The following is a 22,148-nucleotide window of genomic DNA, read 5'->3' on the forward strand; positions in this document are numbered from 1 at the left end:
CAGGGCGGTCCGTCGTCATGCGGCCACCGTATCGGCGTGCCGACGATGGCCGGGCGCGCCGAGGGGCCACCGATGCCGCGGGCGCCGTGGGAGCTCAGTTTCCGGCCACCGACTTCACCGCCACCGAGACCGGTGTCGAGCCGCCGATCAGCTCCAGGGTGAGGCCCGCCGTCGCGGCCGAGTCGCCCAGTTCGGCCAGGACCATGGCGACGTCGTCCCTGGGGATGTCGCCGCGGCCGGTGCTGGCCTCCAGGCGGACCTGGCCCGTGCCGGGGGAGTTGGTGAGCCTCCCCGGCCGCAGGATCGTCCAGTCCAGGCCGGAACGGCCCCGGAGGGCCTCCTCCGCCTTGCCCTTGGCGCGCAGGTACGCGTCGAAGACCTCGTCCCCGGCGTGGTCCGGGTCGGCGTTCTGCGAGGAGACGAGGAGGAACCGGCGGGCACCCGCCCTTTCGGCCGCGTCCGCGAACAGCACCGCCGCCGCCCGGTCCACCGTCTCCTTGCGCTCGACTCCGCTGCCCGGCCCCGCGCCCGCCGCGAAGACCGCCGTGTCGGCGCCCTCGAGATGGCGCGCCACCTCGTCGACCGAGGCCGATTCCAGGTCGCACACCGCGGGCTCGGCGCCGGCCGCCCGCAGGTCGTCCGCCTGCGCCGGGTTGCGGATCAACCCCACGACCTCGTCACCGCGTGCCGAGAGCAGTTTCTCCAACCGCAGCGCGATCTGACCATGTCCGCCAGCGATCACAGTACGCATGCTTTCGACCGTACGCCGTGCAGGGTGAGTTCGCCGCACGACGGGGGGGTCGGCTGCGCCAGGGGGCTGCGGGCGCTGCGGGCACTGCGGGCACTGCGGGCGTTCCGACCGAGTCCGTCTGCGTTCGGCCGTTTCCGTCCGCGTTCGGCGGTGTGCGTCTGCGTTCGGCCGTGTGCGTCTGCGGTCGGGCAAGTTCGGCCGTGTCCCCCGGCGGCGACCGTGTCCCCCGGTGTCGGCCGAGGGTGTCCGTGCGGGCCGCGTCTGTCGGCGGCGGCCGCGTCTCGTCGGTCCCGGTCGTGGCGTGGGGGCGGCGGTGCCGGTCCTGTCGCGGGGCGTCGGTCGTGTCGCGGGGCGTCGGTCCTGTCGCGGGGCTCCGGTTCGCGTCGCTGGGGGAGTGGGTCCCGTTCGGTGAGGGCGCCGGTCGTGCCGCAGGGCACGGCCCGTGCCGTTGGGGCGCGCCTCGTGTCGCCGGGGTGAGGGGCGTGTTGCGGGGCACGGGTTGCGCCGCGCGGTCGTGAGGGCGCGGGCCGTGTTCCGGGGCCCGCCGCGCACCGCCTCACGCACCGCCTCACGCCCCTCCGCCCCACCCCAGTCCTCGTGGCCCCCCGCCCTGCCGGGGCAGGTCCAGGGCGATGGCGGCGGCCGAGTCGCAGTACTCGCGTACCGCGCTGGTGCGGGAGACGACACGGCCGCGGTGCACGACGACGCGGCTGTACGCGAGGGAGAGGGCGCCCGCCAGGCGCCGCCCCCGTACCGCGAGGAGATCCGCGGGGAAGCCGGCCTCCACACGGACCTCGGGCAGGCCGAGGGCCGCCCGGGCCGCGCCGCTCACCGCCTCGTAGGCGTCCGCCGGGGACAGGCCGTGGCGGGAGGCCAGCAGGTAGGCGGCCTCCAGCGGGTCACCGCGGCCGACCGGGTTCGTCAGGTCGCGCAGGGCGCCGCTGCCCGCCGCGACCCGTACTCCCGCGGCGCGCAGCAGCCGCACAGGAGCCGTGCCCGTGCGCGCCGCACCCACGGCATGCTCCGATACGCCGTTCGCAAGCGGCATGCCCGCGCCCGACGGCACACCCGCGCCCGGCACACCGGGGACCGACTGCGCACCCGCGGCCGGCGGCGCCCCCAGGCCCGGGGCACCCGAGTCGGCCGGCGGCCCCGGGCCGGCGTCCGTACCGAGACCGGCCGGCACGGTCAGGTCGGCCGGCAGGCCGAGGCCGGACGTCCCGCAGCCGCCCTGCGGCAGGCACACCACCGTCACCCCCGCCGCGGCGAGCCGCTCCGCGGCCTGCCCCGCGACCTTCGCGGGCAACCGCGCCAGTCCGCCGCAGGGCCCGACGGCGACTCCCGGCCGCAACCCGCCGACCGCCGCGGCGAGCCGCGCGAGGCGCGCCGGATCGTCACCGTCCGTGTGCAGGTCCACCGCACAGCCGTGCTCCGCCGCGATCTCCAGGACGGCCTCCACATAGCCGGCGGGGTCGGGGTCCGCGTCCGGGCAGCCGCCCACCACCGAGGCGCCCATCTTGACCGCGTCCCGCAGCAGCGCCAGCCCCTCGGCGCCGGCGGCCCCGGTTAGCAGCCGTGGCACCGCCACCACGGAGAGGTCGGCGAGTCCGCGCAGCGCGCGCCCGGCCTCCAGGACGGCCTCCAGGGCGTCCAGGCCGTGCACCTCGCCGATCCGCACGTGTGACCGCAGGGCGGTGGCGCCGTGGCCGAGCTGGAGCAGCGCGGCCTCCGTGGCGCGCCGCTGGACGTCCTCCGGCTCGTAGCCGACCGGCCCGTCCGCGTCCGCCGACAGGGCCGTGTCGCCGTGCGCGTGCGGCTCGGCGGGGGCGGGCAGCAGCAGATAGCCGTCCAGGTCCACCAGCGCGGTGCCCGGCGGCGCGCCGAGGCTGCCCACCGTGCCGACCGCCTCGATGCGCGGCCCGGCCAGCCGTACGTCCACCTTGCGGCCGTCGGCCAGTCGTGCGCCGCTGAGCAGCAGACCGCCGCCCCCGCCCGCGGGTCCGCCCCACCCACCGGGGTACCCGGCGGGGCCGGAGGGCGGGGGCCACTGCGGCTGGCTGTCGGGCATCGGGCTCCTGGCGTCGGGGGAGTACGCCGAGCCTAGGGTGACGGCGCCCGGCCGTCCGGGAGGAGCGGAATAGTCGTACCGGTGTGGTGCCCGGGACGGGGCGTGCCGGTGTGGTGCCCGGGATGTGCCCGGGAGGGGAGCGTGCCGGGTGCGGTGCAGCAGGAAGGTGCGTCCGGGACCGACCGGGTGTGCGGGCATGGGGACACGAGGCGGGGCGTGTGCGGGTGCGGCGTCCGGGGCGGATGTGCGGGGCGCGTGCGCCTGGCGTGGCGCGCATGGGCCGGACGCATACGGATGCCACGCCTGGGCCACGGTCCACCGGCCCGGTCCGGCGGGCGGCCGGACGCCCGGGCGCGGGGCGCCCCGCGCCGGGGAACGGGGCACGCCTGGTGGGGCGGGCGGGGAAGCCTTGGCCATGACGTGGCAGGACCCACCGCGGGGCCCCCGAAACGGATTTGGGCGAACGGCCGACGACCGTGTAATGTCTTCCTCGCTCGCCCCAATAGCTCAGTCGGCAGAGCGTCTCCATGGTAAGGAGAAGGTCAACGGTTCGATTCCGTTTTGGGGCTCTGATGTGTGAGGTACCTTTGCAAGTGCCGGGACCCCGGTTCTCGGCCGGGGTGCCGCAGCACATCGCAGCGGTGTAGCTCAGTCGGTAGAGCAAGCGGCTCATAATCGCTGTGTCACCGGTTCAAGTCCGGTCACCGCTACTCTCAGTAGCCGATTGCGGGGTCGGTCCTTCGGTCGGCTACTATTTCTGCGTTCAAAGCAAGTTCTTTACGTCCACCGTTCGTCAAGGAGCACTCACGTGGCTGCCACCGACGTCCGCCCGAAGATCACGCTGGCCTGCGTGGAGTGCAAGGAGCGGAACTACATCACCAAGAAGAACCGGCGTAATGACCCGGATCGTCTGGAGATGAAGAAGTACTGCCCGCGCTGCAACTCTCACACGCCGCACCGCGAGACGCGCTAGACGCGTCAGCCAGGACTCTTCTTCGAGGCCGTCCCCCAATTGACGGGGACGGCCTCGCGTCGTTTCAGGGAGACATCAGAGCAGGAGGTGCCGAGCCATGGCGCTCGACCAGTCCTTCGTCGGGCGGACCTACCCGCCCACCGACCCCTATGAGGTCGGCCGGGAGAAGATCCGGGAGTTCGCGCGGGCCGTGGGGGACGACAACCCCGTGTACGCGGACACGGAGGCCGCCAAGGCGCTCGGCCACCCCGACGTGATCGCCCCGCCGACGTTCGTCTTCTCGATCACCTACCGGGCCGCGGGACAGGTCATCGAGGACCCCCAGCTCGGACTCGACTACAGCCGGGTGGTCCACGGCGACCAGAGGTTCTCGTACACCCGCCCGGTGCAAGCGGGCGACCGGCTCACCGTCACCACCACCATCGAGTCCATCAAGTCCCTCGCGGGCAACGACTTCCTGGAGATCCGCGGTGACGTGCACGACGAGGCCGGTGAGCATGTGGTGACCGCCTGGACCAAGCTCGTGGCGCGCGGACCCGAGGAGGCCTGATCCGGATGACGGAGCAGACGGCACAGACGGCACAGACGGTGCAGAGCGCGGCGCGGCCCGCCCCCGAGCGGCCCGCCTACGACACCACGGAGGTGGGCACCGAGCTGCCCGCCCGCACCTTCCCGGTGACCAGGGAGACGCTAGTCCGGTACGCGGGTGCCTCCGGGGACTTCAACCCGATCCACTGGAACGAGCGGTTCGCCAAGAGCGTCGGCCTGGAGAACGTCATCGCGCACGGCATGTTCACCATGGCCGAGGCGGCCCGGGTGGTCACCGACTGGGCCGGCGACCCCGGCGCGATCGTCGAGTACGGCGTCCGCTTCACCAAGCCGGTCGTGGTCCCGGACGACGACGAGGGCGCCCTGATCGAGGTCTCCGGCAAGGTCGCCGCCAAGCTCGACGATCAGCAGGTCCGCGTCGACCTCACCGCCACGTCCGGCGGCAAGAAGGTCCTCGGCCAGGCCCGCGCGGTGGTACGGCTCGCCTGAGCCGGCGGCCCCGTTGTGAGGCGGGGCACGGCCCAGGCAGGGGTGCGCTCCGCCGGCGGCAGGCCGGGCGTGCCCGTCAGGGGTGCGGGGCTGTGTCGTGCCGATATACGGCTCCGCCGCACGGGCGCGACCAGCCCCGACGAGAGCGGCGGGTGGCCACCGTCCTGACGAGAGCGGCGGGTGGCCACCGTCCTGACGGGACTGGCGGGTCGCCACCGTCCCGAAGAGCCCGGCGGGTCGCCACCGTCCCGAGGAGCCCGGCGGGTCGCCATCCTCCTGACGAGCCCGGCGGGTGGCCACCGTCCCGAGGGGCAGTCTCCGTCGTCTCCGGTGGCGGCACCTCCGACGGCCTGAGGCAGTGGGGGACGGCCGGTGGGTGGTCGGGCGCGCAGTCGCCCGCACCCATGGCGGTGGCGCACGAGTCGCCGCCCCACCGTCCGTGCCGCGCGCCGACCGCAGCGCCCCGTACCCTTCTGGTCGTGCACGAACTCCACGACGCCCCGCTCGCCCCCCTCACCACCTTCCGGCTCGGCGGCCCGGCGGCGCGGCTCCTCACCGCGACCACCGAGGCCGAACTGATCGCCGCGGTCCGCGCCGCCGACGCCGAGGGCACCCCGCTGCTGCTCATCGGCGGCGGCAGCAACCTCGTGATCGGCGACCGGGGCTTCGACGGCACCGCCCTGCACATCGCCACCACCGGCTTCGAGCTGGACGGCACGGAGCTCGAGGTGGCGGCGGGCGAGACATGGACGGACGCGGTCGCCCAGACCGTGGAGAAGGGGTTCGCCGGCATCGAGTGCCTGGCCGGCATCCCCGGCTCGGCGGGCGCCACCCCGGTCCAGAACGTCGGCGCCTACGGCCAGGAGGTCTCCGCCACCCTCACCGAAGTGATCGCCTACGACCGGCGAGCGGGCGAGACGGTGACGATTCCAAACGCCGAGTGCGCGTTCTCGTACCGGCACAGCCGCTTCAAGGCCGAACCCGATCGCTTCGTGGTCCTGCGCGTGCGGTTCCGGCTGGAGGACGCCGACGGGCTCTCCGCACCGGTCCGCTACGCCGAGACGGCCAGGGCGCTGGGCGTGGAGGTCGGCGACAGGGTGCCGCTCGCCCGGGCGCGCGAGGCGGTGCTCAAGCTACGCGCGGGCAAGGGCATGGTGCTCGATCCGGACGACCACGACACCTGGTCGGCGGGGTCGTTCTTCACCAACCCCGTCCTCACCGAGGAGGAGTTCGCCGCGCTCCACGCGCGCGTGGCGGCGCGGTTCGGCGACGATGTCACCCTGCCCGCCTATCCGGCGGGGGAGGGGCACATCAAGATGTCCGCCGCCTGGCTGATCGACAAGGCGGGCTTCGGCAAGGGATACGGCCCCGCCTCCGGCCGGGTCTCCATCTCCACCAAGCACACCCTGGCGCTCACCAACCGCGGCGGCGCCCGCACGGAGGACCTGCTCGCACTGGCCCGCGAGGTCGTGGCCGGCGTCGAGAAGGCCTTCGGGGTGCGACTGGTCAACGAGCCGGTGACCGTGGGCTGCGCGCTCTGAGCCAGACGGCTGTGGGCTGCGCCTTCTGAGGCGCGCCACCGTGGGCTGCGCTCTCTGTCCGCTGAGGCGGGTCACCGTGTGCTGCGCCCTCTGTCACGCTCAGCCGGGTCCCCGTGGGCTGCGCCCATCTGTCCGCTGAGCCGGGTCCCCGTGGGCTCCGCCCCTGTCCGCTGAGCCGGGTCCCCGTGGGCTCCGCCCCTGTCCGCTGAGCCGGGTCCCCGTGGGCTCCGCCCCTGTCCGCTCAGGCGGGTCCCCGTGGGCCGCGCCCTCCGTCAGTACGCCACCCCCACCCCCTGCCGCACCGTAGCCGGGTCCGCGAGGGCCGCGAGCATCGCGTGGGCGACGTCCGGGCGGCCGATGGTGCGGCCCCTGCGCGGGGTGCCGCCGACGACCGTGCGGTAGGTGCCGGTGAGCGCACGGTCCGTGAGTTTGGGCGGCCGCACGGACGTCCAGTCCGTGGCGCTCCGGGCGAGATCGCGCTCCATGGCGGCCAGGTCGGCGTAGATCTCCTTGAGGACCGCCTTCACGACCGAGATCATCGCGCGGTCGACGAACGGTTCCCCCTCGGCCTTCGGACCCACCGGGGCCGCGGAGACCACGACGAGCCGGCGCACGCCCTCCGCCTCCATGGCGGCGAGCACCGTACGCGTCAGCTTCGCGGTGATCCCGGCGTCGCGCCGGGTGCGGGCCCCGAGGCCGGAGAGCACCGCCGCACGCCCGGCCACCGCGGCCCGTACCGCCCCCGGATCCGTCAGATCGGCGCGGAACACCTCCAGCCGGTCGCCCCGCACCATCAGCCGGGCAGGGTCCCGCACCACGGCCGTCACCTCGTGGCCCGCGGCCAGGGCCTGCCGGACGATCTCCTGGCCGACGCCGCCGGTCGCACCGAACACCGTGAGCTTCAAGGCACCCTCCTCAGGGGGTGGGTAAGTGTTCACTCACCACTAGGGTGGGTAAGTACCCACCCACGAGTCAAGCCGCCTGGCAGCATTGGCCTGGCCTTACCCGGCACCGTCATCGGCCTCACTCGGCAGCGTCAGGGAGCGTGTATGCAGCAGCGGCCCACCAGGCAGCGCATTCTGGACGCCGCCCACCAGCTCATGCTGACCGTCGGGCTCGCCCGCACCACCACCAAGGAGATCGCGCGGGCGGCCGGCTGCTCGGAGGCGGCGCTCTACAAGCACTTCGCCAGCAAGGAGGAGCTGTTCATCAGCGTCCTCGGGGAGCGGCTGCCGCAGCTCACCCCGCTGCTCGACGAGCTGACCGCCGGCCCTGGGGAGGGCGGTCTGGAGGCGAACCTCACCGAGATCGCCCGCCGTGCCGCCCTCTTCTACGAGCAGAGCTTCCCGATCGCCGCCTCGCTCTATGCCGAGATGCAGCTCAAGCGCCGCCACGACGAGGCGCTCAGGCAGCTCGGCAGCGGCCCGCACCGGCCCATCGAGGGGCTGGCCGCCTACCTGCGGGCGGAGCAGGCCGTCGGCCGGGTCAGGGCCGGCGCCGACGTCTTCGCGGCCGCCTCGCTCCTGCTGGGCGCCTGCGCCCAGCGGGCCTTCGCCTACGACATGACCGAGGAGGGGCGCCCGCCGCAACCGCTCGACGAGTTCGCCGCCGGGCTCGCCCGTACCCTCCTGACGGGCATCGCCTAGGCGCACGCCCCGGGCGGCCGCGGGAACCGGCGGCCGAGACCGCGCCGGCGAGGCCGCGGGGGCACTCGTCGTGCCCGCGGCGCCCGTCAGTGCACCAACCAGGCGTCCACGCCCGCCAGCAGCTTCTCGCGCACGTCGCCCGGCGCCGCCGAGGCCCGGATGGACTGGCGGGCCAGCTCGGCGAGCTCCGCGTCGGTGAACCCGTGGTGCCGCCGCGCGATCTCGTACTGGGCGGCCAGCCGGGACCCGAACAGCAGCGGGTCGTCCGCGCCCAGCGCCAGCGGCACCCCGGCCTCGTACAGCAGGCGCAGCGGGACGTCCTCCGGCTTCTCGTAGACGCCCAGGGCGACGTTGGAGGCCGGGCAGACCTCGCACGTCACGCCGCGCTCGGCGAGCCGCCGGACGAGCGCCGGGTCCTCGGCGGCCCGTACGCCGTGGCCGATCCTGGCGGCGCCGAGGTCGTCCACGCAGTCGCGCACCGACTCGGGACCGGTCAGCTCGCCGCCGTGCGGCACCGACAGCAGTCCGCCCTCCCGCGCGATGGCGAAGGCCCGGTCGAAGTCCCTGGCCATGCCCCGCCGCTCGTCGTTGGAGAGCCCGAAGCCGACGATGCCGCGGTCGGCGTAGCGCACCGCGAGCCGCGCCAGCGTGCGGGCGTCCAGCGGGTGCTTCATGCGGTTGGCGGCGATCAGCAGGCGCATCCCGAGGCCCGTGTCGCGCGAGGCGGTCTCGACGGCGTCCAGGATGATCTCCAGCGCGGGGGTGAGCCCGCCGAGCAGGGGCGCGTACGAGGTGGGGTCCACCTGGATCTCCAGCCATCCGCTGCCGTCCCGCAGGTCCTCCTCCGCGGCCTCGCGCACCAGTCGCTGGATGTCCTCCGGCGCCCTCAGACAGGCGCGTGCGGCGTCGTAGAGGCGCTGGAAGCGGAACCAGCCGCGCTCGTCCGTGGCGCGCAGCTTCGGCGGCTCCCCGGCCGTCAGCGCGTCCGGCAGGCGGACCCCGTATTTGTCGGCGAGCTCCAGCAGCGTGGTCGGCCGCATCGACCCGGTGAAGTGCAGGTGCAGATGGGCCTTGGGCAGCTCGCTTACGTCACGTACTCCTCGCTCCATTCAAGGATCTTGCCGTATGCGGAGCGGGGCGCGGTAGCCGGATTGCCTGTTCGGGTCCTTGCCCGGACGGATGAGCGAACGGCGCACGTGGGGCGCGCCGGCGGCGCGTGCTCCGCGCGCACGACGGCGCGCGGAGAGCGGTGCGACCGCATACGAGCTTTGCCGGGTGCGCCCGCCCGGACGGGGCCGGGCCGTCCGCCCCGGACGGGACCCGGGCCTTGCACGGAAAACCGGGGCCGCCTGGCTCCGCCGCCGGGGGGAGCACCGCCCCGAGGGGGCTGCCCCCGCCGTGTCCGGATCGTCCGCCGGTTCTGGTTGCTCGCGCAGTTCCCCGCGCCCCCGACGGGGCGCGGGCGGGCTTCGGCGCGCCGGAAAGGGGCGCGGGGAACTGCGCGACCGGCCGAGGAGATACCCGCACACCGCCACCGTCCTCAGGAGGCACCCCGGACACGTCCAGGGCCACCGGCAGCGGTCCCCGGCAAGATGCCGGCCGGCAAGATGCCAGCCGACAAGAGACCGGCCGGCAAGCCTCGCCGACCGGCAAGACACCGGCCGGCAGGCGCCGCCCACAGCCGAGGCGTCGTGGGACGGGCGCGCCGGGGCTCAGTCCTTGGCCTCCGCCAGCAGCTTCTGGAGCCGGGAGATGCCCTCCACCAGGTCCTCGTCGCCGAGCGCATAGGAGAGGCGCAGATAGCCGGGCGTGCCGAACGCCTCGCCCGGGACCACCGCGACCTCGACCTCCTCCAGGATGAGCGCGGCGAGGTCGACCGTGTTCGCGGGGCGCTTGCCGCGGATGTCCTTGCCCAGCAGGGCCTTCACCGAGGGGTACGCGTAGAAGGCGCCCTCGGGTTCGGGGCACACCACCCCGTCGATCTCGTTCAGCATCCGCACGATCGTCCTGCGGCGCCGGTCGAAGGCCTCACGCATGGCCGCGACGGCCGACAGGTCGCCGGACACGGCGGCCAGGGCGGCGGCCTGGGAGACGTTCGCCACATTGGAGGTGGCGTGCGACTGCATGTTGGTGGCGGCCTTGACGACGTCCTTGGGGCCGATGACCCAGCCCACCCGCCAGCCGGTCATGGCGTACGTCTTCGCGACGCCGTTCACGACGATGCACCTGTCGCGCAGCTCCGGCACGACGACCGGCAGGGACGTGGCGGTCGCGTCGCCGTAGACCAGGTGCTCGTAGATCTCGTCGGTGAGCACCCACAGGCCGTGCTCGACGGCCCAGCGGCCGATCGCCTCCGTCTCGGCCCTGCTGTACACGGCGCCGGTGGGGTTGGACGGCGACACGAAGAGCAGCACCTTCGTACGCTCCGTGCGGGCCGCCTCCAGCTGCTCCACCGAGACCCGGTAGCCCGTGGACTCGTCCGCGACGACCTCCACCGGCACACCGCCGGCGAGCCGGACCGACTCCGGATAGGTCGTCCAGTACGGCGCCGGGACGATGACCTCGTCGCCCGGGTCCAGGATCGCGGCGAACGCCTCGTAGATGGCCTGCTTGCCGCCGTTGGTGACCAGCACCTGCGACGCGTCCACCTCGTAGCCCGAGTCGCGCAGCGTCTTCTCGACGAGGGCGGCCTTGAGCTCGGGGAGCCCGCCGGCCGGCGTGTAGCGGTGGTACTTCGGGTTCCTGCAGGCCTCTACGGCCGCTTCGACGATGTAGTCCGGGGTCGGGAAGTCGGGCTCGCCGGCCCCGAAGCCGATCACCGGGCGTCCGGCGGCCTTGAGGGCCTTGGCCTTGGCGTCGACGGCGAGGGTCGCCGACTCGGAGATCGATCCGATCCGGGCGGAGACCCGGCGTGCGGCTGGCTCGGGAGAAGGGGTTGCAGCGCTCATGCGCCCCATCGTTCCACGCCTGAAACGTGCCCGGCATATGGGTTTCACGGTCCGCACACCCGGGCAGGGCCGCCCCTCGGCCCCCTCCGGGGGGCGCCGGGCGGCGGCTGACTCTGGCTTTCTGTTCGACGTCGGCCCCGCGACCACGTACACTCACCAGTCGTTGGCTCCCGACGCCGTCCGTCCACTGCACTCGGTGCACCCGGGCGGATGCGGTACGTTGGGGGACACAGCACAAAGGGTCGTAGCTCAATTGGTAGAGCACTGGTCTCCAAAACCAGCGGTTGCGGGTTCGAGTCCCTCCGGCCCTGCTAGGCACAGATCCCGCCAGGGATATGTGGGCAGTACGTACCGCAAAGCATCGCCGTGCGGCTCCACCGGGCGCGGCACGGCCACGACCCGGGATCAGGTGAGGAAGAGTGGCGGACGCCGTGGGCTCCATCGACATGCCTGATGCTCAGGACGAAGAGGTACAGGAGCCCAAGAAGACCCGTAAGGGTGGCAAGCGCGGCAAGAAGGGCCCCCTGGGGCGGCTTGCGCTCTTCTACCGCCAGGTGATCGCCGAGCTCCGGAAGGTCGTCTGGCCCACTCGCCATCAGCTCACGACATACACCACAGTGGTGATTGTGTTCGTCGCCATCATGATCGGCCTGGTGACCGTGATTGACTATGGGCTTGATCACGTCACCAAGTACGTCTTCGGCTGAGCCGAGAGCGAAGGGTGCCCTGGCCGGCGCCCCTTTCGCGTGTTCCACCCCATGTATCTCAGGAAGAAGCAGCCACCGTGTCCGACCCGAACCTGAACGACGCCGCGCAGTCCGCGAGCGCGAGCTTCGAGTCCGCTGAGGACGAGCTCGACATCGTGGAGGCGGCAGACCCGGACCAGACTGAGGGCGGGGACCAGGCCGAGGCTGCCGACGCCGCTGCGGACGAGGCCGCCGAGGAGGCGGCCACGCACCCTGAGGGGGAGGCCGAGGCCGAGTCCGGCGAGGACGAGGCCGCGGAGGAGGAAGAGGCAGAGGCGGTCGACCCCGTCGCCGCGCTCCGCGAGGAGCTGCGCACCCTGCCCGGCGAGTGGTACGTGATCCACACCTACGCGGGCTACGAGAACCGCGTGAAGACCAACCTGGAGCAGCGCGCGGTCTCCCTGAACGTGGAGGACTACATCTTCCAGGCCGAGGTGCCGCAGGAAGAGGTCGTCCAGATCAAGAACGGCGACCGCAAGACCATCCGGCAGAACAAGCTCCCGGGCTATGTCCTCGTCCGCATGGACCTGACGAACGAGTCCTGGGGCGTCGTCCGGAACACCCCGGGCGTCACCGGGTTCGTCGGCAACGCCTACGACCCGTACCCGCTGACCCTGGACGAGATCGTCAAGATGCTCGCCCCGGAGGCCGAGGAGAAGGCGGCCCGCGAGGCGGCCGAGGCCGAGGGCAAGCCCGTCCCGCAGCGCAAGGTCGAGGTCCAGGTGCTCGACTTCGAGGTCGGCGACTCGGTCACCGTCACCGACGGCCCCTTCGCCACCCTCCAGGCCACCATCAACGAGATCAACGCCGACTCGAAGAAGGTCAAGGGCCTCGTCGAGATCTTCGGCCGCGAGACCCCGGTCGAGCTGAGCTTCGACCAGATCCAGAAGAACTAACCCGTCACCGGGCTGAAGACGCCCCCGCCCGCGGTCGTACCGCAGGCGGGGGCGTTTCTGCTGCGGCCCGTCCCTCACCCGGGGCCGGACCCGCGGCCGCGCCCCCGCCGGGAGGAACGGACCCGTGGCCGGCCCACCGCGCCGGGGCGGGTGAGCGCTGCCGGGGCCGGGGTCCGGGCCCAGACGAAGGGCGGGCACATCGTGGTCTCCCGGGCACCGGAGGGCGTGCCGGTCACACTCGCCGGGCGAGGCCCGTCATACCCGTGACCGACGACCTACCGGGGAGGCAGCCACCATGACCGCGATCGCAGACGTCAGGACCCTCACCGTCAGGACCGGCGCCTACTGGACCGCCACCGTGCTCGTCACCGCCGAGCTGGGCGTCGGCGGCATATGGGACGTGCTGCGCACACCGCAGGTGCGCGGGGTCGTCGGCCACCTCGGCTACCCCTCCTACTTCCTCGTCCTCCTGGGCGTGTGGAAGGTGCTCGGCGCCCTCGCACTGCTCGCGCCCCGGTTTCCGCTCCTCAAGGAGTGGGCGTACGCCGGCGTGATCTTCACCGACACCGGCGCGATCGTCTCCCACCTCACCGTCGGCTACCAGCTCGACGAGCTCACCTTCCTGGTGCCCCTCACCGTGCTGACCGCCCTGTCCTGGGCGCTGCGGCCCGCCTCCCGCCGCCTGCGGAGCCGGACGGCCGGAGCCGCCGCCACCTGCTGAGGCGCACATCGCCCCATCCTCAGCGCAGGCACGAGGCACGCGCCCCCCCGTCACTCCCCGCGCCCCGAAAAAGAAGCCCCGGCGCGACCACAACCATCCAGTGCGCCTACGGGTCTCACCTGATGACCGAAACGCACAGGGACGATGCTCTTAGTGATGACTCATGCTCTTTTGCGCTCATCACTCCCTATGCGCGTTTCGCGGCACGGCTGCAGACCTCGAAGAAGAGACTGGACCGGACCCACTGGGGGGACTACCTCATGCGTGCTCGTAAGACCGTCATCACCGCGGCCACCTGCGCCCTCGTACTGCTTCCCGCGGCCACCGCCATGGCCGGCAGCGGACCCGCCCCCGCCCCGGCCAAGCAGCGGACCGCCGTCGCGTCGACGGCGCCGTCGGAGCAGGGCAACCCGCGCAGCGCCGTCGCCCAGGCCGCCGCGGTGTGTGCGGACGCCTACCAGATCGGCACCACCGCGTACATCGACAGGGGCGGTGCGCACGTCGCCTCGGTGAAGCAGTTCTACTCCCCGTCCTGCGACCGGAACTACGGCTACCTCTGGGTGTGGGACAGCTTCCGCGACAAGTACAGCGCCTACGACACCAGCATCGGGATCTACAACTACGCCAAGGACACCGTCCTCGGCCAGCGCTTCTCCAACGCCACGCACCAGCAGGAGTTCTGGTCGGACCCGGCGGACACGGTCGACGTCTGCACCTCGGCCGTGGGCTCCCTGCGGCTGCCCGGCGACCCCGCCCCGACCTACGCGTACAGCAGCAAGCGCTGCTGAGGCACCGGCACCCGCGGCCCGCAGGGGCTGCTGACCGCACGACCAGGTCGGACCGGCCCACCGCCGGTCCGACCTGCTGGTTTCTTCTCGCGTGCGACTTACCGTTATCGTTGTGCGGTATGCCTCCATCCGGATGATCCGGACCGGAGGCTCGACACTCTCACTAGGACCCGGAGAGAGCAATGCCTCCCAAGAAGAAGAAGGTCACAGGGCTGATCAAGCTCCAGATCCAGGCCGGTGCCGCCAACCCGGCCCCGCCTGTCGGCCCCGCGCTGGGTCAGCACGGTGTGAACATCATGGAGTTCTGCAAGGCCTACAACGCCGCAACGGAATCGCAGCGCGGCTGGGTGATCCCGGTGGAGATCACGGTCTACGAGGACCGTTCCTTCACCTTCATCACCAAGACCCCGCCGGCCTCCAAGATGATCCTCAAGGCCGCGGGCGTGGAGAAGGGCTCCGGCGAGCCGCACAAGACCAAGGTGGCGAAGATCACCAACGCCCAGGTCCGCGAGATCGCCCAGACCAAGATGCCCGACCTCAACGCCAACGACCTGGACCAGGCCGCGAAGATCATCGCTGGTACGGCCCGTTCCATGGGCGTCACGGTCGAGGGCTGACCGTCCCGCACGACCACAGCCAGACCGTGGAAGGGCCTGCTCGGCCCGGACCACGACTCCTCGCACCGCTGGTCAGACGGACGCAGGGGTGCGCACCAACCCACAGGAGCAGCAAGTGAGCAAGCGCAGCAAGTCCCTCCGCGCTGCGGACGCCAAGATCGACCGGGAGAAGCTGTACGCCCCGCTCGAGGCCGTCCGCCTCGCCAAGGAGACGTCCACCACGAAGTTCGACGGCACCGTCGAGGTCGCCTTCCGTCTGGGTGTCGACCCGCGCAAGGCGGACCAGATGGTCCGTGGCACCGTGAACCTGCCGCACGGCACCGGCAAGACCGCCCGGGTCCTGGTCTTCGCGACCGGTGACCGTGCCGCGGCCGCGGAAGCCGCGGGCGCCGACATCGTCGGCTCCGACGAACTGATCGACGAGGTCTCGAAGGGCCGCCTGGACTTCGACGCCGTCGTCGCCACGCCCGACCTGATGGGCAAGGTCGGCCGCCTCGGCCGGGTCCTCGGCCCCCGTGGTCTGATGCCGAACCCCAAGACCGGCACCGTGACCCCGGACGTCGCCAAGGCCGTCACCGACATCAAGGGCGGCAAGATCGAGTTCCGCGTCGACAAGCACGCGAACCTGCACTTCATCATCGGCAAGACGTCGTTCGAGGACGACAAGCTGGTGGAGAACTACGGGGCGGCGCTGGAAGAGATCATGCGGCTGAAGCCGTCGGCGGCGAAGGGGCGGTACATCAAGAAGGCCGCCATCACCACGACGATGGGGCCCGGGATTCCCGTCGACCCCAACCGCACGCGCAACCTCCTCACCGAGGAGGACCCGGCGGCGGTCTGATCCCCGCCCCCGTGTTCGGGCCCCGCACCCCGGTGCGGGGCCCGTCCCATTGCCCGCACCGGACGAACTTGCGACTCCCGGATGTGGGAGTGGCTCATCCCCCTCCCCGTCTGCCCCTGGCAGTGCGAGCCCGGCACATTCGTTCGCCGTGCGTCGTGGGCTGTGCCCGCCTCCCGTAGTGCCTAAAGGGCCTGGGAGGTGCCCCAGCCCTGCGGAACGACTGCCTGCAGCGGTGGGCGCGAGGCTGGAAGGTGCGGTCCCACCGGGCAGCAGTCGCCGACGAGAGGTGAGGGGACGTGGGGGGATGTCCGCCCTGGGGGTACCTCCCAGGCCCTTAAGGCACTGGGGGAGTCCGGCGCCACGACCAGCGCGCCCGAACGTCTACGGAAGGCGCCGGACCGAGGACGGAGATCCCCCCGCGGCCCCGCCCCACAACGCAACAGAAGGCGCACCGGCCACAACGAAACCCGCACACGCCACAGCACCCCACCCCACAACGAACCCAAGGCGCCCCGGCCCCAACAAAACCCGCACCGATCACCACGCCGGATCGCCGGATTTGCGTGCCCCCGGCACACTCCCGTACTCTCCTACCGAAGCCAAAGACCGCTGGTCGTCGCCGCGCGCCCGCAAGGGAGTGCGGTGGCCGAAGGATCCGCCGCAGGGCGGGCGACCCGCGTAGGTGACAGTGGAAGTGCTCCCGGACGGCCAGACCAGGCCGTACCCGGTCGAGCTCACGCCCCGTGCGCCTGCGCCGGGGCGTTTCGTCTGTGTGCTCCGAGGCCCGGGCCCCACCCAAGCCTCACAGCGGCCGCGCCCAAGGCGTGGCCGCCCCGCACAGGACGACCCTTCCCGCAGTGCCCGACCCAGGCGGTCCCGGCCGACGTACGGCTGTCCGCGAGGCCAGCCGGAGGATCACCACCCCGGAAGGAGGCCGAGGCTCATGGCGACGTCCGACAAGGTCGCAGCCGTCGAGGAGATCGCGGGCAAGCTCCGCAACTCCAACGCGGCTGTGGTCACCTCGTACACCGGACTGACCGTGGCGCAGCTCAAGGAGCTCCGCCGTTCTCTCGGCGAGAACGCTCAGTACCGTGTGGTGAAGAACACGCTGACCAAGATCGCGGCCAAGCAGGCCGGGGTCGAGCTGGACGAGCACCTCAAGGGCTCGACGGCCGTCGCCTTCGTCACCGGTGACCCGGTCGAGGCGGCGAAGGGTCTGCGCGACTTCGCCAGGGACAACCCCGCACTCGTCATCAAGGGCGGCGTCCTTGACGGCAAGGGCCTGTCCGCAGACGAGATCAAGCAGCTCGCGGACCTCGAGTCCCGCGAGGTGCTGCTCTCCAAGCTGGCCGGTGCCATGAAGGGCAAGCAGTCCCAGACTGCCGCGCTCTTCCAGGCGCTGCCCGCCAAGTTCGCCCGGACCGCGGAGGCGCTGCGCGCCAAGCGGGCCGAGCAGGACGGTGCCGAGTAACCCGGCTCGCACCCTGACCGCCGCCAGGCGGTCGCAGCGGGCCGCACGTCCGCGGAACACAGCAGCCACCCACTCCGGCCCGGGACCCGTCCCGGGCCGCCGGAGCGGCCCACCGGAGCCCGTCTCCGGCCGCCGGGGCACCGCCCCGGCCCAGCCGGACCGGGGCCAGCCGGACCGGGAGGTCCAGCCGGACCGGGACCGAGCTGCCCACCCCGCACCGGGCGCCCGCCCGACCTGTACACCAGGCGCACGCCGAAGAAGCCGGCGCACGCCGACCCACCGGCACCAGCCGCATTAGTGGAAGGACCGCCATCATGGCGAAGCTCACCCAGGAAGACCTGCTTGCCCAGTTCGAGGAGATGACCCTCCTGGAGCTCTCCGACTTCGTGAAGGCGTTCGAGGAGAAGTTCGACGTCACCGCCGCCGCCCCGGCCGCCGTCGTGGCCGCCCCGGGTGCCCCGGGCGCCGCTGCCCCGGCCGAGGAGGAGAAGGACGAGTTCGACGTCATCCTCACCGGCGCCGGCGACAAGAAGATCCAGGTCATCAAGGTCGTCCGCGAGCTGACCTCGCTGGGTCTGAAGGAGGCCAAGGACCTCGTCGACGGCACCCCGAAGCCGGTCCTCGAGAAGGTCGCCAAGGACGCCGCCGACAAGGCCGCCGAGTCCCTCAAGGCCGCCGGCGCCTCGGTCGAGGTCAAGTAGGACCGACCGCAGAGCCGGGCAGAGGGCGACCTGAGAGGCACATCCGAAAGGGCAGGCCCGAAAAGGCGAAGCCTGACGGGCCAGGCCCCGAGGAACCAAGGTCACGGACCCCACGGTCACGCAGGCCCGCCCCTGCTGTAACGCATGCACACCGTAGGGCGATCATCCAGTCGGGTGGTCGCCCTACGGCGTTGCCCGCCCCGGCCAGGCGGCCGCCTTGCGCGGCCGTCGGCGGCGAGTATGGTGATCTTCGTTGCGCTCCGGTGAGGGCCCGGGCCCGCGGCGACGGACCACCTGTGACAGGCGACGGACCACCTGTGACACCCGTTACACCCGTTACACCTGCGGCACGGTGACGACCGCGGACCACTTGTGACAACCGCGGGCCGTGACGACCGCGACAGCAGGTCAGCGACAATCGCAGCACCAGGTCAGTGACGATCGCAGCACCGGGTTCGGGCAGCGGGCCCTTGACGAACTGCACGCAGCGCGCAATTCTCAGGACGCGTCGTCACAACGATCCGGAAATCCGAGGCATGGATCGGTGGCGGAGAGGGAAGCATCGATATGCGCACGAGGGCGTGACTTACCGCAGGTGTTGAGAACAGCGAGGGTCTTCGGTCCCCCGGGAAACCCGCACTGGACATCAGTGGGCCATGTGGCTACACTGACCCTTTGCGCTGCCTGTTAGCTGTCTCCTGCCCGTCACCAGGAGTCTGCCCTTGCTTGGCATAACGGACCTTAAGACCCTGACCTGGGCTTTCCGTCCTCGTGTCCAGCTGGGACCGGTACGCGCGTAGTGAGTCCGAGCCCTCGGAAGGACCCCCTCTTGGCCGCCTCGCGCACTGCCTCGACCGCGAATACGAACAACGGCGCCAGCACCGCCCCGCTGCGCATCTCCTTTGCAAAGATCAAGGAGCCCCTTGAGGTTCCGAACCTTCTCGCCCTGCAGACCGAGAGCTTCGACTGGCTGCTCGGCAACGAGGCGTGGAAGGCTCGTGTCGAGGAGGCTCTGGACAGCGGACAGGACGTCCCCACCAAGTCAGGACTGGAGGAGATCTTCGAGGAGATCTCCCCGATCGAGGACTTCTCCGGGTCGATGTCGCTGACCTTCCGCGATCACCGCTTCGAGCCGCCGAAGAACTCCATCGACGAGTGCAAGGAGCGCGACTTCACCTACGCCGCGCCCCTCTTCGTCACGGCCGAGTTCACGAACAACGAAACCGGCGAGATCAAGTCCCAGACGGTCTTCATGGGCGACTTCCCCCTGATGACCAACAAGGGCACCTTCGTCATCAACGGCACCGAGCGTGTCGTGGTCTCGCAGCTGGTCCGCTCGCCCGGCGTCTACTTCGACTCCACCATCGACAAGACCTCCGACAAGGACATCTTCTCCGCGAAGATCATCCCGTCCCGGGGCGCCTGGCTGGAGATGGAGATCGACAAGCGCGACATGGTCGGTGTCCGCATCGACCGCAAGCGCAAGCAGTCGGTCACCGTCCTGCTGAAGGCCCTCGGCTGGACCACCGACCAGATCCTCGAGGAGTTCGGCGACTACGAGTCCATGCGCGCCACCCTGGAGAAGGACCACACCCAGGGCCAGGACGACGCGCTGCTCGACATCTACCGCAAGCTGCGCCCCGGTGAGCCCCCGACGCGTGAGGCCGCGCAGACGCTCCTGGAGAACCTGTACTTCAACCCCAAGCGCTACGACCTCGCCAAGGTCGGCCGCTACAAGGTCAACAAGAAGCTGGGTGCGGACGCCCCGCTGGACGCGGGCATCCTGACCGTCGAGGACATCATCGCGACGATCAAGTACCTGGTGAAGCTGCACGCCGGCGAGACCGAGACGACCGGCGACAGCGGTGCCACGATCGTCGTCGAGACCGACGACATCGACCACTTCGGCAACCGCCGCCTGCGCAACGTCGGCGAGCTCATCCAGAACCAGGTCCGCACGGGCCTGGCCAGGATGGAGCGCGTCGTCCGCGAGCGGATGACGACCCAGGACGTCGAGGCGATCACGCCCCAGACCCTGATCAACATCCGGCCGGTCGTCGCCTCCATCAAGGAGTTCTTCGGCACCAGCCAGCTGTCCCAGTTCATGGACCAGAACAACCCGCTGTCGGGCCTCACCCACAAGCGCCGCCTGTCGGCGCTGGGCCCCGGCGGTCTGTCCCGTGAGCGGGCCGGCTTCGAGGTCCGCGACGTGCACCCGTCGCACTACGGCCGGATGTGCCCGATCGAGACCCCGGAAGGCCCGAACATCGGCCTGATCGGCTCGCTCGCCACCTACGGCCGGGTGAACGCCTTCGGCTTCGTCGAGACCCCCTACCGCAAGGTCGTGAACGGCCAGGTCACCGACCAGGTCGACTACCTCACGGCCGACGAGGAGGACCGCTTCGTCATCGCGCAGGCCAACGCCCCGCTGACGGACGACCTGCACTTCGCCGAGGCCCGCGTCCTCATCCGCCGCCGCGGCGGCGAGGTCGACTACGTCCCCGGTGACGACGTGGACTACATGGACGTCTCGCCGCGCCAGATGGTGTCGGTCGCGACCGCCATGATCCCCTTCCTGGAGCACGACGACGCCAACCGCGCGCTCATGGGCGCCAACATGATGCGCCAGGCCGTGCCGCTGATCAAGGCCGAGGCCCCGCTGGTCGGCACGGGCATGGAGTACCGCTGCGCCACCGACGCCGGCGACGTCGTCAAGGCCGAGAAGGACGGCGTGATCCAGGAGGTCTCCGCCGACTACATCACCGTCGGCAACGACGACGGCACTTACACCACCTACCGGCTCGCCAAGTTCTCCCGCTCCAACCAGGGCACCTCGGTCAACCAGAAGGTCGTCGTGTCCGAGGGCGACCGGGTCATCACCGGCCAGGTGCTGGCCGACGGCCCGGCCACCGAGAAGGGCGAGATGGCCCTCGGCAAGAACCTCCTGGTGGCGTTCATGCCGTGGGAGGGGCACAACTACGAGGACGCGATCATCCTGTCGCAGCGCCTCGTCCAGGACGACGTCCTCTCCTCGATCCACATCGAGGAGCACGAGGTCGACGCCCGGGACACCAAGCTCGGCCCCGAGGAGATCACCCGGGACATCCCGAACGTCTCCGAGGAGGTCCTGGCCGACCTCGACGAGCGCGGCATCATCCGCATCGGCGCCGAGGTCATCGCCGGCGACATCCTGGTCGGCAAGGTCACCCCGAAGGGTGAGACCGAGCTGACCCCGGAGGAGCGGCTGCTGCGCGCGATCTTCGGTGAGAAGGCCCGTGAGGTCCGCGACACCTCGCTGAAGGTGCCGCACGGCGAGACCGGCAAGGTCATCGGCGTGCGCGTCTTCGACCGCGAGGAGGGCGACGAGCTGCCGCCCGGTGTGAACCAGCTGGTGCGCGTCTACGTCGCCCAGAAGCGGAAGATCACCGACGGTGACAAGCTCGCGGGACGGCACGGCAACAAGGGCGTCATCTCGAAGATCCTGCCGATCGAGGACATGCCGTTCCTGGAGGACGGCACCCCGGTCGACATCATCCTCAACCCGCTCGGCGTGCCGTCCCGGATGAACCCGGGCCAGGTCCTGGAGATCCACCTCGGCTGGCTCGCCAGCCAGGGCTGGGACGTCTCCGGACTCGGCGACGAGTGGGCACGGCGACTCCAGGCCATCGGCGCCGACCGCGTCGACGCCAGGACCAACGTCGCCACCCCCGTCTTCGACGGCGCCCGCGAGGACGAGCTGGCCGGCCTGCTGGAGAACACCCTGCCGAACCGCGACGGCGACCGCATGGTCCTGCCGTCCGGCAAGGCCCGGCTGTTCGACGGCCGCTCCGGTGAGCCGTTCCCGGACCCGATCTCGGTCGGGTACATGTACATCCTCAAGCTGCACCACCTGGTCGACGACAAGCTGCACGCCCGCTCGACCGGTCCGTACTCGATGATCACCCAGCAGCCGCTGGGTGGTAAGGCTCAGTTCGGCGGCCAGCGGTTCGGCGAGATGGAGGTGTGGGCGCTGGAGGCGTACGGCGCCGCCTACGCCCTCCAGGAGCTGCTGACCATCAAGTCCGACGACGTCACCGGCCGCGTGAAGGTCTACGAGGCCATCGTCAAGGGCGAGAACATCCCGGAGCCCGGCATCCCCGAGTCCTTCAAGGTGCTCATCAAGGAGATGCAGTCCCTGTGCCTGAACGTGGAGGTGCTGTCGTCCGACGGCATGTCCATCGAGATGCGTGACACGGACGAGGACGTCTTCCGTGCCGCGGAAGAGCTCGGTATCGACCTGTCCCGGCGCGAGCCGAGCAGCGTCGAAGAGGTCTGACGGGCCCTCCCGCCGCGTCCCCGCCGCCCCCGCGGCGGCCGCGGCGGGAGGTCAGCCCAAGCCCCCCGGACACCACCCGGGGGCCCG

At 71.5% G+C, this 22,148-nt stretch carries 19 protein-coding genes and 3 tRNA genes; 17 read left to right on the forward strand and 5 right to left on the reverse strand.

The genetic code is table 11. The features are described from left to right. Nucleotides 1–94 precede the first annotated feature (94 nt). Together ACSMXW_RS21550 and ACSMXW_RS21555 are read right to left on the reverse strand one after the other, a co-directional pair. On the reverse strand, nt 95–751 hold the full coding sequence (locus ACSMXW_RS21550) for an SDR family oxidoreductase (RefSeq protein ID WP_485798451.1): 657 nt from the start codon (nt 749–751) through the stop codon (nt 95–97). Nucleotides 752–1,319: 568 nt separating this feature from the next. After that, nucleotides 1,320–2,819, reverse strand: coding sequence for an amidohydrolase family protein (locus ACSMXW_RS21555; protein ID WP_485798452.1), 1,500 nt, complete (start codon nt 2,817–2,819; stop codon nt 1,320–1,322). A 496-nt stretch (nt 2,820–3,315) separates the two neighbouring features. Between ACSMXW_RS21555 and ACSMXW_RS21560 the strand changes: the two genes are divergently transcribed. The 6 genes from ACSMXW_RS21560 (at nt 3,316) to ACSMXW_RS21585 (ending at nt 6,371) form a co-directional block, all read left to right on the forward strand. Next, nucleotides 3,316–3,388: transfer RNA gene (locus ACSMXW_RS21560), tRNA-Thr, on the forward strand. A gap of 68 nt (nt 3,389–3,456) precedes the next feature. Next, nucleotides 3,457–3,529 (forward strand) — tRNA-Met (locus ACSMXW_RS21565). 98 nt (nt 3,530–3,627) lie between these two features. Next, entirely contained in the window at nt 3,628–3,792 is a 165-nt protein-coding gene (rpmG, locus tag ACSMXW_RS21570) for a 50S ribosomal protein L33 (RefSeq protein ID WP_485798453.1), read from the forward strand. Nucleotides 3,793–3,889: 97 nt separating this feature from the next. Further along, a complete protein-coding gene (locus ACSMXW_RS21575) occupies nt 3,890–4,342 on the forward strand; it encodes an FAS1-like dehydratase domain-containing protein (RefSeq protein ID WP_485798455.1) in 453 nt (150 codons plus the stop codon). A 5-nt stretch (nt 4,343–4,347) separates the two neighbouring features. Next, entirely contained in the window at nt 4,348–4,830 is a 483-nt protein-coding gene (locus ACSMXW_RS21580; protein ID WP_485798456.1) for a MaoC family dehydratase, read from the forward strand. Between the two features lie 479 nt (nt 4,831–5,309). Next, the gene (locus ACSMXW_RS21585; protein WP_485798458.1) at nt 5,310–6,371 is read left to right on the forward strand and encodes a UDP-N-acetylmuramate dehydrogenase; all 1,062 of its coding nucleotides are present in this window, start codon (nt 5,310–5,312) and stop codon (nt 6,369–6,371) included. Between the two features lie 272 nt (nt 6,372–6,643). Here the strand turns inward: ACSMXW_RS21585 and ACSMXW_RS21590 are convergent, their stop codons facing one another. Continuing rightward, on the reverse strand, nt 6,644–7,276 hold the full coding sequence (locus ACSMXW_RS21590) for an NAD(P)-dependent oxidoreductase (RefSeq protein WP_485798460.1): 633 nt from the start codon (nt 7,274–7,276) through the stop codon (nt 6,644–6,646). Nucleotides 7,277–7,420: 144 nt separating this feature from the next. On the opposite strand from ACSMXW_RS21590, the gene ACSMXW_RS21595 reads away from it, so the two are divergent. Further along, nucleotides 7,421–8,017: a TetR/AcrR family transcriptional regulator gene (locus ACSMXW_RS21595; protein WP_485798461.1), complete on the forward strand. Its 597-nt coding sequence runs from the start codon at nt 7,421–7,423 to the stop codon at nt 8,015–8,017. A gap of 86 nt (nt 8,018–8,103) precedes the next feature. Here ACSMXW_RS21595 and ACSMXW_RS21600 read toward each other — a convergent pair whose 3' ends face one another. Together ACSMXW_RS21600 and ACSMXW_RS21605 are read right to left on the reverse strand one after the other, a co-directional pair. Further along, on the reverse strand, nt 8,104–9,126 hold the full coding sequence (locus ACSMXW_RS21600) for an adenosine deaminase (RefSeq protein WP_485798462.1): 1,023 nt from the start codon (nt 9,124–9,126) through the stop codon (nt 8,104–8,106). Between the two features lie 603 nt (nt 9,127–9,729). Further along, nucleotides 9,730–10,965: a pyridoxal phosphate-dependent aminotransferase gene (locus ACSMXW_RS21605; protein ID WP_485798464.1), complete on the reverse strand. Its 1,236-nt coding sequence runs from the start codon at nt 10,963–10,965 to the stop codon at nt 9,730–9,732. A gap of 238 nt (nt 10,966–11,203) precedes the next feature. On the opposite strand from ACSMXW_RS21605, the gene ACSMXW_RS21610 reads away from it, so the two are divergent. From ACSMXW_RS21610 to rpoB, 10 genes are all read left to right on the forward strand, one after another. Next, nucleotides 11,204–11,276, forward strand: a tRNA-Trp gene (locus tag ACSMXW_RS21610). 108 nt (nt 11,277–11,384) lie between these two features. Beyond that, nucleotides 11,385–11,672, forward strand: coding sequence for a preprotein translocase subunit SecE (gene secE, locus ACSMXW_RS21615; protein WP_485798465.1), 288 nt, complete (start codon nt 11,385–11,387; stop codon nt 11,670–11,672). 77 nt (nt 11,673–11,749) lie between these two features. Continuing rightward, nucleotides 11,750–12,607 carry a transcription termination/antitermination protein NusG gene (gene nusG, locus ACSMXW_RS21620; RefSeq protein WP_485798466.1) on the forward strand — a complete coding sequence of 286 codons (858 nt, stop codon included), beginning with the start codon at nt 11,750–11,752 and terminating at the stop codon, nt 12,605–12,607. Between the two features lie 295 nt (nt 12,608–12,902). Next, nucleotides 12,903–13,328 (forward strand): DoxX family protein, encoded by a 426-nt coding sequence (locus ACSMXW_RS21625; protein ID WP_485798468.1) that lies wholly within the window; start codon nt 12,903–12,905, stop codon nt 13,326–13,328. Between the two features lie 260 nt (nt 13,329–13,588). Continuing rightward, on the forward strand, nt 13,589–14,116 hold the full coding sequence (locus ACSMXW_RS21630) for a hypothetical protein (protein ID WP_485798470.1): 528 nt from the start codon (nt 13,589–13,591) through the stop codon (nt 14,114–14,116). Between the two features lie 182 nt (nt 14,117–14,298). After that, nucleotides 14,299–14,733, forward strand: coding sequence for a 50S ribosomal protein L11 (rplK, locus tag ACSMXW_RS21635; RefSeq protein WP_485798471.1), 435 nt, complete (start codon nt 14,299–14,301; stop codon nt 14,731–14,733). A gap of 115 nt (nt 14,734–14,848) precedes the next feature. After that, nucleotides 14,849–15,574: a 50S ribosomal protein L1 gene (rplA, locus tag ACSMXW_RS21640; protein WP_485798473.1), complete on the forward strand. Its 726-nt coding sequence runs from the start codon at nt 14,849–14,851 to the stop codon at nt 15,572–15,574. 943 nt (nt 15,575–16,517) lie between these two features. Next, complete coding sequence (gene rplJ, locus ACSMXW_RS21645; RefSeq protein ID WP_485798475.1) at nt 16,518–17,045, forward strand: 50S ribosomal protein L10; 528 nt, start codon at nt 16,518–16,520, stop codon at nt 17,043–17,045. A 314-nt stretch (nt 17,046–17,359) separates the two neighbouring features. Further along, nucleotides 17,360–17,746 carry a 50S ribosomal protein L7/L12 gene (rplL, locus tag ACSMXW_RS21650; RefSeq protein WP_485798477.1) on the forward strand — a complete coding sequence of 129 codons (387 nt, stop codon included), beginning with the start codon at nt 17,360–17,362 and terminating at the stop codon, nt 17,744–17,746. 829 nt (nt 17,747–18,575) lie between these two features. Continuing rightward, on the forward strand, nt 18,576–22,061 hold the full coding sequence (rpoB, locus tag ACSMXW_RS21655; protein WP_485798479.1) for a DNA-directed RNA polymerase subunit beta: 3,486 nt from the start codon (nt 18,576–18,578) through the stop codon (nt 22,059–22,061). Nucleotides 22,062–22,148: the final 87 nt, after the last annotated feature.

It is taken from the genome of Streptomyces sp. DSM 116793, from assembly GCF_057320905.1.